Annotated in this window: 10 protein-coding genes; 4 read left to right on the top strand and 6 right to left on the bottom strand. The window is 71.9% G+C overall.

The window, feature by feature from the left end; genetic code table 11:
• On the top strand, positions 1–97 hold a 97-nt coding region (locus ACWC24_RS13450; RefSeq protein ID WP_446447315.1), incomplete at its 5' end, for an aggregation-promoting factor C-terminal-like domain-containing protein.
• A 94-nt stretch (positions 98–191) separates the two neighbouring features.
• On the opposite strand, the gene ACWC24_RS13445 is transcribed toward ACWC24_RS13450, so the two are convergent.
• The gene (locus tag ACWC24_RS13445; protein WP_450662941.1) at positions 192–1,796 is read right to left on the bottom strand and encodes a glycerol-3-phosphate dehydrogenase/oxidase; all 1,605 of its coding nucleotides are present in this window, start codon (positions 1,794–1,796) and stop codon (positions 192–194) included.
• A complete protein-coding gene (locus ACWC24_RS13440; protein WP_450662940.1) occupies positions 1,793–2,401 on the bottom strand; it encodes a TetR/AcrR family transcriptional regulator in 609 nt (202 codons plus the stop codon). The genes ACWC24_RS13445 and ACWC24_RS13440 overlap by 4 nt, the downstream gene beginning before the upstream one ends.
• Before the next feature lie 92 nt (positions 2,402–2,493).
• On the opposite strand from ACWC24_RS13440, the gene ACWC24_RS13435 reads away from it, so the two are divergent.
• From ACWC24_RS13435 to ACWC24_RS13425, 3 genes are all read left to right on the top strand, one after another.
• The gene (locus ACWC24_RS13435) at positions 2,494–4,086 is read left to right on the top strand and encodes an FAD-binding oxidoreductase (RefSeq protein ID WP_450662939.1); all 1,593 of its coding nucleotides are present in this window, start codon (positions 2,494–2,496) and stop codon (positions 4,084–4,086) included.
• 131 nt (positions 4,087–4,217) lie between these two features.
• Positions 4,218–5,099, top strand: a complete 882-nt coding sequence (locus ACWC24_RS13430; protein ID WP_450662938.1) for a YegS/Rv2252/BmrU family lipid kinase — start codon at positions 4,218–4,220, stop codon at positions 5,097–5,099.
• A 378-nt stretch (positions 5,100–5,477) separates the two neighbouring features.
• Positions 5,478–6,110, top strand: a complete 633-nt coding sequence (locus ACWC24_RS13425; protein ID WP_450662937.1) for a hypothetical protein — start codon at positions 5,478–5,480, stop codon at positions 6,108–6,110.
• A gap of 186 nt (positions 6,111–6,296) precedes the next feature.
• Here ACWC24_RS13425 and ACWC24_RS13420 read toward each other — a convergent pair whose 3' ends face one another.
• From ACWC24_RS13420 to ACWC24_RS13405, 4 genes are all read right to left on the bottom strand, one after another.
• Positions 6,297–7,886 (bottom strand): FAD-binding oxidoreductase, encoded by a 1,590-nt coding sequence (locus ACWC24_RS13420; RefSeq protein WP_450662936.1) that lies wholly within the window; start codon positions 7,884–7,886, stop codon positions 6,297–6,299.
• Positions 7,887–8,110: 224 nt separating this feature from the next.
• Complete coding sequence (locus ACWC24_RS13415) at positions 8,111–9,331, bottom strand: cytochrome P450 (RefSeq protein WP_450662935.1); 1,221 nt, start codon at positions 9,329–9,331, stop codon at positions 8,111–8,113.
• A gap of 13 nt (positions 9,332–9,344) precedes the next feature.
• The gene (locus ACWC24_RS13410) at positions 9,345–10,736 is read right to left on the bottom strand and encodes an NAD(P)/FAD-dependent oxidoreductase (RefSeq protein WP_450662934.1); all 1,392 of its coding nucleotides are present in this window, start codon (positions 10,734–10,736) and stop codon (positions 9,345–9,347) included.
• A complete protein-coding gene (locus tag ACWC24_RS13405; protein WP_450662933.1) occupies positions 10,733–10,960 on the bottom strand; it encodes a ferredoxin in 228 nt (75 codons plus the stop codon). Before ACWC24_RS13405 ends, ACWC24_RS13410 begins: the two co-directional genes overlap by 4 nt.
• Positions 10,961–11,207 lie beyond the last annotated feature (247 nt).

Here is an 11,207-nt window from a genome sequence, read left to right as displayed (position 1 = left end):
CGCCACCCAGATCAAGTGGGGCCTCGACTACATGAACTCCCGCTACGGCAGCCCCGCCCAGGCCTGGGACTTCTGGCAGACCCACCACTGGTACTAAACCCACCAGCGCCGGACACACCCCGCCCACAGCAGGCACCACACGACACCGACCGCCGCCTCACACGAAGCGGCGGCCTTGTCGTATCCGGAGGTCAGGCAGGCTGGGCCGCGGCCGCCTCCAGGGCCTCCCGGGCCGCCGCGACGGCCGCCGCCCGGTCCTGCGGCACGAGTCCGATGCGGGTACGCCGGTCCAGGAGGTCGGCCTCGTCCAGGGCGCCCTCGTGCAGGGCGGCCCACAGCAGGGCGCCACGGGTGACGGGGCTCCCCGGCACCACGGGCTCGTTCAGGCGGGGATCGCGGGCGCCCAGGGCGTGCACGGCGGGAGCCTCGGTGCCGTAGCGGCGGACCAGGTGGCCGGGGGCCGTGAGCGCGCCGAGCCGGTGCGGGGCGGCGGCTCCGACCAGGGGCAGGGACGCGGTGGTCGAGGCACCGGCACGCAGACCGCGGGCCCCGACCGCCGCGTCGACGGCGTCCTGCGCCATGCGCCGGTAGGTGGTGAGCTTGCCCCCGACGACCGTGACCACCCCGTCGCCGGAGGTGAGGACGGCGTGCCGGCGCGAGATGTCGGAGGTGCGGGAGGGGTCCGTCGACCGGATGGGCACGGTGTCCAGCAGGGGACGCAGTCCCGCGAAGGCGCCGACGACGTCGTGCCGCCCGACCGGCGTGTCCAGGGCGGAGCCCAGCACGTCGAGCAGGAAGCCGATGTCCGATTCGGGCACCTCGGGCACGTCCGGTATGTCGCCGTCGACGGGTTCGTCGGTGAGGCCGACGTACACGCGGCCGTCGTCCTGCGGCAGCACGAGGACGAACCGATTGGTCTCCCCCGGGATCGGGATGTGCAGGCCCGCGGGCAGCGGACCCAGCAGGTCGGCGCGGAGGACCAGGTGGGTGCCGCGCGAGGGGCGGATACGAATGCCCTCGACCAGGCCGCCCGCCCATACACCGGACGCGTTGATGATCACGCGGGCCCTGATCTCGCCGTGTTCCCCGGTGAGTTCGTCGCGGACGCGGGCAGTGGTCCCGTCGAGTCCCAGGGCCCTGACCCTGGTGAGGATCTTCGCGCCGTGGGCGGCGGCGGTGCGGGCCAGCGCGGTGACCAGGCGGGCGTCGTCGGTCACCCGGCCGTCCCAGGACAGCAGGCCGCCGCGCAGGCCGCCGGGGCGTACCGAGGGTGTCAGGTGGCGGGCTTCGACGGCGGAGAGGCGACGCGGCGCGGGCAGGGTGGCCCGGGATGTACGGGCCGCGAGCCGCAGGGCGTCCCCGGCCCGGAAGCCGGCCCAGGCCAAGGACGCCTGGCCGCGTGACACCGAGGGCGTCAGGGGCAGGACGAACGGCTGGGCGCGCACCAGGTGGGGTGCGGTGCGTTCCATGAGGACACCGCGTTCGACCGCGCTCTCGTGGGCGACGTCGAGCTGTCCGGAGGCGAGGTAGCGCAGTCCGCCGTGGATGAGTTTGGAACTCCAGCGCGAGGTGCCGAAGGCGAGGTCGTGGGCGTCGACGGCGACGACACCGAGGCCGCGCGCCGCGGCGTCCAGGGCGACCCCGGCGCCGGTGGCGCCGAGCCCGACGACCAGGACGTCCACCACGTCGGCGTCGACGGCCTCGGTCAGTTCGCGGCGGCGGCGGGCGGCGGAGAGCGACGATCCGGGGGCGGGAGCGGGGACGGACGGGCCGGACGGACTGCTGGTCGGGCTCATGGGGTCAGGGTCCTCTCCAGAAGGGTGCGCAGTTCGTCGAGGAAGGCGGCTTCGGTGAGTTCGGGGTCGTCCTCGTCGGTCATGGTCCGCAGGGACAGGGTGAAGGACTGGACCACGAGCAGGACCGCGCGGGCCTGCCGGGCCGTGTGCGTACGCCGCACCGACCCGTCGGCGTGGCCTTCCGCCAGCGCGTCGGCGAGCAGGCCCAGCAGGGCTTCCTGGCTGGCTCCGCGGCGGTCCAGGACGTAGGTCAGCAGGAGTTCGGGGTCGACGTCGACGATCTTGAGGAAGAGCGGGTGGGCCCGGAACGCCGCGACGCCGGCCACGAGTCCGTCCACGATCAGGCCGCGCGTCTCCTGGCCGGGACGGCGCTCGGGCATGGCGCGGCTCGCCACGTCGATCCATTCGCGCGTCATGAGGTCGCCGACCAGCGACCGCACGTCGGGCCAGCGGCGGTAGAGGGTCATCCGTGAGACGCCGGCGCGGCGGGCGACGTCGGTGAGGGTGGTGCGCCGGACTCCGAACGCCAGCACACAGTCGCGTACGGCGTCGAGAACGGGATCGCTGTCCGGGCTGTCCGAGTGGTTGTGACGAATGGGCGCCATGTGTCACAGTGTAACGCCCCGTGCGGCCGTGCGGGAGACGGCGCGTCCGGGAGACGGCACGTCGCCAACCGACCGATGAGGACAGACCGTTCATGGACATGCTGTGGAGTGGCTGGGGCGACCCCGACAAGGCGGCATCGCTGCCCGGCCCGGTGACCGCGCTGCTGCGGGACCTGCTCGGCGTCAAACCGCGGGAGACCGGCACGCTCGCCCTGGCGGACATCTCCCTCCCCGACCCCTCGTTGGACACCGCCACCCTGCGCGCGCTGGCGGCGGCCGTCGGCGGCGAGGACCGGGTGCGCACCGACGCGGAGAGCCGGATCAGGCACACGCGCGGCAAGTCCACGCCCGACCTGCTGAGGATCCGTGCCGGTGACGTCGCGGACGCCCCGGCGGCCGTCGTCCTGCCCGCCACCCACGACGAGGTCCTCGCCGTACTGCGGGTCTGCGCCGAACACGCCCTCGCGGTCGTCCCGTTCGGCGGCGGCACGTCGGTCGTCGGCGGCCTCGCACCCGAACGCCGTGACTTCGTCGCCCTGGACCTGCGCCGTATGGACGCCCTGCTCGACGTCGACCCCGTGTCACGGACCGCCACCCTCCAGCCCGGCCTGCGCGCCCCCGCCGCGGAGGCGCTGCTGGCCGAGCACGGGTTCACCCTCGGCCACTTCCCGCAGTCCTACGAGTGGGCGACCATCGGCGGATTCGCGGCCGCCCGGTCCAGCGGACAGGCCTCCGCCGGTTACGGCCGCTTCGACGAGATGGTCCTCGGCCTCACCGTCGCGACTCCCGAGGGCACCCTGGACGTGGGACGCGCGCCGCGCTCGGCGGCCGGCCCCGATCTGCGCCAGCTGATCCTCGGCTCCGAGGGAGCCTTCGGGGTCATCACCGCCGTCACGGTCCGCGTCAGGCCCCGGCCGCGGAGACGTGTCTACGAGGGATGGCGCTTCGCCTCCTTCGAGCAGGGCACCACCGCCCTGCGCAGGCTCGCCCAGGACGGCCCGCGCCCGACGGTCCTGCGGCTGTCCGACGAGACGGAGACCTTCGTCGGTCTCGCCCAGCCCGACGCCATCGGCTCGGCCGACCTGTCGGCGAACGCCGGGTGCACGGCGATCGCCGGGTACGAGGGGACCGAGGAGGAGACGGCGAGCCGCCGGGAGCAGGCCGCCGCCGTGCTGCGCGCCGCCGGCGGCACCCTCCTCGGAGCGGAGCCCGGCGAACGCTGGGCACACGGCCGCTACTCGGCACCGTACCTGCGGGACTCCCTGCTCGACGCCGGCGCATTCGCCGAGACCCTGGAGACGGCGGCCTTCTGGTCACGTGTCCCCGACCTCTACGCGGCGGTGCGCACCGCGCTCACCGACACCCTCACCGCGGCGGGCACCCCGCCGCTCGTGATGTGCCACATCTCGCACGTGTACGAGAACGGCGCCTCGCTGTACTTCACCGTGGTCTGCGCACAGGGCGAGGACGCCGTCGCGCACTGGGCACCGGCCAAGGCCGCCGCGTGCGAGGCCGTCCTGAACGCGGGCGGTACGATCAGCCACCACCACGGCGTGGGCACCGATCACCGTGACTGGTATGTACGGGAGGCCGGGCCGCTGGGTGTCGAGGCACTGCGCGCCGTCAAGCGGCGGCTGGACCCCGACGGCCTGCTCAACCCCGGGGTGCTGCTGCCCAAGGACTGACGCCCCCCGCGCAGCCCCCGGTCGCCGTACGGCCACTGGTCCGCCGTCAGGCTCCGGCCCCGCGCCGGGGCCCGCACCTGCCCAGGCTCCACCCCCGCTCCGTCCCACCGTCACCGCCCGGAGGCACACCGATGCGACAGTTCACCGCCGTCGTCAATCCCACTGCGGGCGACTCGGCCGGAGCGGCGGCACTGCTCCAGGTCGCCCGGCTGCTGCGGGAGGCCGGAGCGGGACTGGACACCGAGTACAGCCACAGCCTCGCCCACGCCCGGGAGCTGGCCCGCGGGGCCGCGGAGCGGGGCCGGGTCGTGCTCGCCGTCGGCGGCGACGGCATGGCCGGGGGCATCGGCGGCGCGCTCAGCGGTACGGACGCCGTGCTGGGTCTGATACCCGCGGGCCGCGGCAACGACTTCGCCCGCGCTCTGCAACTGCCCACCGACGCGGCCGGCCTGGCCCGGGTCCTGCTCGACGGCGAGCCGCGGCGCGTGGACACCATCGAGGTCGAGTCGGCCGTACACCCCCGCACCGTCGTGCTGGGCAGTGTCTACGCGGGCGTCGACGCGCTCGCCAACCGCCATGCCAACCGGGCGCGCTTCCTGCGCGGGTCCGCCTCGTACTATGCCGGCGGGCTGCGCGCCGTCGCCGGCTGGCGCCCGGCGTCCTACCGGGTCACCGTCGACGGCCGGGAGCACCCGCACCGCGGATACACCGTCGTGGCCGCCAACTCCGCGTACTACGGCTCCGGGCGCATCGTCGCCCCGGCGGCCCGGGTGGACGACGGTCTGCTGGACGTCGTGATGATCCGGGAGGCTCCCCGGCGCCTGTTCTTCACGCTCATGAACGAGCTCAAGACCGGTGCCCACGTCGAGCGGCCCGAGGTCGTCGTCCTGCAGGGCCGGGAGATCCGCATCGAGGCGGACCGGCCCGTGCCCTACGGTGCCGACGGCGAGGTCGACGCCACCCTGCCCGTGACCGTCCGGGTACGACCGCGCGACCTGTCCGTCCTGTTCTGAGCGCCAGGGCAACCGAGGGGGCCGAGGGGGCCGAGGGGGACGACCACCGGCGGAACAAAACCCCGCAGAGCCGTGCGACCAGCGGTTTTCTGCGCTACGGGGCTCTCGGCTAACACGGCTCGTCGCGCCGCGTTCGCAGCGACACGCGGGCGTCGGAGGATGAGCAGACGTCAGAAGATCCATCAGACGGACTAATCGTATGTCAATCTGCCTTATTTGATGGTGATATGACATCCCATCAGAGCCTCAACAGGGGCCATAAATGCCTCATTTGGAGCCCTCTCGCCAGTATTTCGAAATGACCGATATGACCGCCGTGGGTAAGTTCATTCACGAGCCGGCTGACGGGCCGGCAACCCTGAAACAGGAGATAGTGAAATGAAGCTTCGTTCCACGGCGGTCACCGCCGCTGTTTCCGCGGCCGCGGCTCTGGCCGCGACCGGCATCACCTACGCCTCGGCCGCTTCCGCCCCGGCGCCCCAGCAGGCTCCGGCCGTCGCCGCCCCCGCCGCCGCCCCCGCCGCCCTTCCCGACGGTGGCAACGGCGGCAACGGCAACGGCAACGGCAACGGCAACGGCAACGGCAACGGCAACGGCAACGGCAACAACAACGGCAAGGGCAACGAGGGCAGGGGCAACGAGGGCCGGGGTGGCGGTGGTCACCGCTACTACGAGGGCCGCATCGAGATCAACGAGCGGTCGTACTCGGCCCACCCCGGCGACTGCATCACCGTCGTCAGCGGCCTCGGCGCGCGCAGCCTGAACATCCGCAACGACACGAAGCGGACCGTCGAGGTCTTCCGCGGCGCGGTCTGCGACAACGGCGCCCCCATCGCCACCGTCGGCCCGCGCAGCTCCGCCGACGGCGTGCACCCGGGCCACACCCGCGCCATCGACATCGACCACGGCGTCGTGGCCAGCTTCCGGGTGGTCCGGGGCTACGACGGCTACGACGGCGGCGGCTACGGTGGCGGCGGCTACGGTGGCGGCGACCGCGGCGGCGACTACTAGAACACAGTCGGTCGCGTACTGAGGAGCCCCGGCCCGCTGGAATCGGGCCGGGGTCCCAGTACCCACCATTCTCCGACGGTCACGCCCCGTGTGCACCCCGCGCGCCCGACGCCGCGCGTGCGGGGTGCATGCGGGACGTGGCCGTCCGCATTTCCCTCACCGCCCGGTCTGCCCTCCGGTGCCGCTTCAGGTGCCGATCCCCTGCGGATACCTGAAGTAACCGGTCGGGTCGTACTTCCGCTTCACCCTGACCAACCGGTCGTAGTTCGCACCGTAGTAGGCCCGCCGCCAGTCCTTCAGCGTCGGGTCCGGGAAGTTCTGATACGACTGCCCGGGCGGCCTGCTCCCGAAGATGCCCTGGTAGAAATCACGGAGCCAGTGCAGGTTCGCGGTCTCGACACGGGGCGGATCGTAATCCGTCCAGGAGGTCTCGGCCGCGAAGATGAACACGGCGTTGCGGTGCACGAACGCGGTCGCGTCCGGTGGCACCTGGTTGATCTCCCCGCCGAGGGCGAACATCGCGAACCCGGCCCCGTCCTCGTTGCTGCTGCCCGGCCAGTCCAGCAGCTGCTCGGCGGCGGCACCGACCTGCCGTTCGGTCAGGAGCTCCCGGGAAGTGAGCACCGCCGACTTGGTGGCGAACTGTTCCACCGGCGTGGTGGCGCTCAGCAGTACGCTCGCCTGACCGGGAGTGACCTCGCGCACGGACGCCCGGTTGCGGGCGCGCTCCTCGGCCGTGCCGACGGCGAGCAGCGGAGCCAGGATGCCGCGCAGTTCGTCCAGGGGGCCGTAGAACTGGCCGATGGCGTTGACATTGGCGTTGGCGCGGATCTGGCTCCTGGTACGCCCGTTGGTCCCGATGCCGACGCGCAGGTGGAACCGCTTGTCGTCCAGGCCGTTCAGGGCGATCCGCTGCGCGGCGGCGATCACCGGCTGCACGGAGTCCAGGCTCCAGCGCAACTGGTAGAAGCCCACGTCGCCCTGGAACTGCTCGTACTGGAACGTAAAGGACGTGTTGACGCCGAAGTTGTTCCCCGCGCCGCCGCGGAGGCCCCAGAACAGGTCGGAATGCGAGTCCCGGCCGGCCTCCACCACCCGGCCGTCGGCGAGGACCACGGTCGTCGAGACCAGCCGGTCGCAGGTCAGACCGAACATCTTGTCGCTGAAGCCGATACCGCCGCCGAGCACCAGTCCGGCCACCCCCACCGTGGGGCAGCGGCCGGTCGGCACGAAGATCCCCTGGTCCTCCAGGAGCGGGTGCAGGTCACCGTTGGTGACGCCGGCTCCCACGGTGACCGTGCCCGCGTCATGGGTGACCTTCATCGAGCCGTAGGTCCGGGAGCGGGCGCCCGGCCGCGGGGTGACGCGAATGGTCTTCATCCGGGCCATGTTGAGCAGCAGGCCCGTGGTGGTGGAGTACCCGGCGTAGTTGTGGCCGAGGCCGGATCGGGGCACGGTGGGCAGCCCGACCGACCGGGCCCAGCGGACCGACGTACGGGCGTCCTCGGTGGAACCGCAGGCGACGATTCCGGCGGGGTGGGTCCCGGCGAAGCGGTGGTTGAACGGGAGTGCCAGCGGCGGGTAGTGGGAGTCCTTCGGCCGGTAGAGGGTGGAGCGCGACGACAGCGCGTCGGCCAGCCGCTTCCAGTCCCGGGGACCGACCCCCTCCAGGAATCCGGCGGGTGACGCGGCGGCAGGTGACGCCTGCACCCCCACCAACCCCGTCCCCAGAGCACCCAGCGCGCCTGCCCGCACCACGTCGCGTCTGTCGATCACAGTGACTGCCCCTCACGAGAAACACCCCGAAGAGGCGATCGCCTCCGTGTGCAGTCAACCGATCGCCGGCCCGCACAGGCGTCCAACATGCTCCGCTCACCGGCCCGCGACCCCAAAGAGTGCCCGGTGTACCGCCGAATGGTCCCGGAACGGCCGCCGACGCGAGACGCCCGGCCGGGGATTCCCGGCCGGGCGTCTCGCGGAGCCCTCCCCCGCCCGCTTCCTCAGTTCTTGTTCTGCTCGATGTGCAGATGGATCGGGCCGCGGAGAACGGGGCTGGGGCGGTACGGCGGCGGGTCGGTGACCAGCGTGGGCTCCTCCAGCCGGCGTGCCAGTGCGGTCAGCGCGATCTGTGTCTCCAGCCGGGCCAGGGGGCCGCCGAAGCAGAGGTGGATGCCGCTGCCGAAGCCCAGGTGCTCGTTGTCCCGCCGGTCGGGGTCGAAGCGGTCGGGATCGTGGAAGCGGTTCGGATCGCGGCTGCCCGAGGCCAGCATCAGCATGATCTTCGAACCCTTGGGGATGACGGTGTCGGCCACGGTGATGTCGCTGTACGCCGCCCGCCACGGAATGATGTGCACGGGGGGTTCGTAGCGCAGCAGTTCCTCGACCAGCGGGACGATCAAGTCCGGTTCGTCGCGCAGTCGTTGCAGCATCGGCGGCTGCCGCAGCAGGGTCAGCATGCCGTTGGTGATGAGGTTGACGGTGGTCTCGTGACCGGCGATCAGCAGCAGGTTGGCGGTGGCGAGGATCTCCTCGTCGGTCATCCGCCCGTCCGGCCCGTCGTCGTTGGCCAACCGACTCAACAGGTCCTCGCCCGGCCTGCCATGGCGTTGCTCCAGCAGTCCGGCGAGGTACTGGCGCAGGTCCTCACGGGCCTGCACACCGTTCTCCAGCTTCTCCTTCGGATCGGTCTCGGGGTTGTAGTCGATCGAGTTGACGATCGCGTCCACCCACAGGTGGAACCTCGGTTCGTCCTCGCGCGGCACGCCCAGCAGATGGCAGATGACGGTGACGGGGAACGGGTAGGCGAAGTCGTCGACGATGTCGATCTGTTCCTTGCCCGCGAAGTCGTCGATCAGACCGTTGACGATGGCCGTCAGATCGTCTTCCATGCCCGTCACCAGCCCCGGGGTGTGCGGGGGGCCGAAATGACGCATCGCCATGCGCCGCAGGCGGTCGTGCTCGGGAGGGTCGAGGTTGATGAAGGACGGCGTGGTCCGTCCCTGGACCGCCTCCATGGGCCGCGACAGGTTGCGCACGTCGGAGCTCAGGTGCGGGTTGTGCAGCAGGTCCGCGATCTCTCGATAGGTGCTGACGACGTAACTGCCGTCCGCCTGAAGGGCCACCGGCGTCTCGCGCAGCTCCGCGTACAGCGGGTACGGGTCGGCCCGGGAGGAGTAGTCGAGGATCCGGAGCAGTGTGTCGGGCTTCTCGGTCGTGGTCATCTCGCGCTCCCTCCTACCGGTTCTGCTGCGCGGCCGTGACGCGTCGCTCACTCGGGTCGTGACCGGTGACGACCACGGTGGCGCCCTGAGCGAGCAGGACGGGGCCGGGGAAGTCGACGGGCACCGGCTTCATGTCGACGGGCTGGTCGGGCGTGGGGCTCGGCGGCGGGAAGGGCGCGGCCGTCTCGATCAACTCCCGGTAGTGGTCGAGCCACTTGGCGTTGTTGAAGCTCACCGCCGCGGTGACGCGGCCCCGGTAGCCGTACGCGGCGACGAACCGGCGGTCGGCCACCGACCCCTGGGTGACGACCACTTCGTCGGCGAAGGTCGGCACGCCGACGGACTTGATGTTGACCCCGAACTGGATCGACCAGAACGCCGGGATGGACAGGTGGGGCCAGCGGTCCGCCTGGCCGCTGACCATGTTGTGCGCCGCGACCTCGGCCTGTTCCACGGCGTTGGCCCAGTGCTCCAGCGAGATCAGCCGGTACTCGTAGATCGGGTTCGGGCAGCGGGCCACGTCTCCGGCGACGAAGACGTCGTCGGTGATCAGTCCGTCGAGGGTGAGGGCGCGGCAGCCGGTGTCGCAGGCGATGCCCCACGGGCCGGCCGCCAGTCCCGACTCCCGCAGCCACTCGGTGTTGCGGATGCCCCCGAGTGCCACCACCGCCACATCGGCGTCGACGGTGCTGCCGTCGTCGAAGTGGGCACGGCGCAGCCGCCCCTGGTCGTCACCCTCAAGCCGGGTGACCTTGACACCGCAGCGCAGGTCGACGCCGTGAGCGCGCTGGAGGTCGGCCGCGACGTCACCGATCATGGCGCCGAGCGCCCCGACCAGCGGGGCCGGCGCGAGTTCGGCGACGGTCACCGCGATGTCCCGCTCGCGGCAGATGGAGGCGATCTCGGAGCCGGTGAATCCCGCGCCGATGACCAGGACGCGGGAGGGCCCGGCGGCCAGTGCCTGTTGCAGACCCTCGGCATGCTCGCGCGTACGCAGGACGAACACCCCGTCCAGGGCCGCCTCGCTCTCGACGAACCAGGGCCTGGCCCGCACGCCGGTGGAGATCAGCACCCGGTCGAAGGGAACCTCACGTCCGTCGGCGAGACGCACATGGTTGGTGGCCAGGTCCAGCCCGCTCGCGGGCACGCCCAGCAGCCACTCCGCGTTGACGTCACGGCGTCGTGGCAGCGTGGTGTCCCCGGCCGGCACCCAACCGGTCAGCACCTGCTTGGACAGAGGAGGCCGGTCGTAGGGCTCGCACCTCTCGTCACCGATCATGGTCAGCGAACCGGTGAAGCCCTCGGCACGCAGCGCCTCCGCGGCCCGCAGGCCCGCCAGGGAGGCGCCGACGATCACGATGCGGCCGTCGCGTTTGAACGCGCGCAGGTTGTCGGCGCTGGTCATGACTGCGACGCCTCCGCCGGTACGCCCCGCTCCTCCAACCGGTCGACCAGAATCGCCTGGACCGGGCAGGCCGCCGCGGCGCGCAACACCTGCTCGCGCCGGGCGTCGTCCGGGCTCGGGTGGTACATCAGCGCTTCCTCGCCGTGCATCCGGAACGCGTCCGGAGCCAGGAACGCGCACTGCGCGTACCCCTGGCATCGGGAAAGATCTACGACAACTCGCATGCCGACCTCCACGGGGACTGCCAGCTGCGGACCCTGAAGCCGACGTGTCACCACGGCACGCGCAGCAGCGGACAGGTTTCGAGCGAGGACATTCGGCCGACACCCACCGGGCACCGCGCACCGGGCGACGCGCAAGGGCACGTACCGCGCTCGTCGGGTCTCCGCAGAAGGAGATGATTGTCGCGGGCAGAAGGGCCGGCGACTGCGAAACCGCACAGAGAACCGGACCCTCTGTTCAAGAGCCTAA

It is taken from the genome of Streptomyces sp. NPDC001443, from assembly GCF_053597355.1.
The sequence above is the reverse complement of the archived record's forward strand: the minus strand, read 5'-3'. Positions and strand labels throughout refer to the sequence as shown.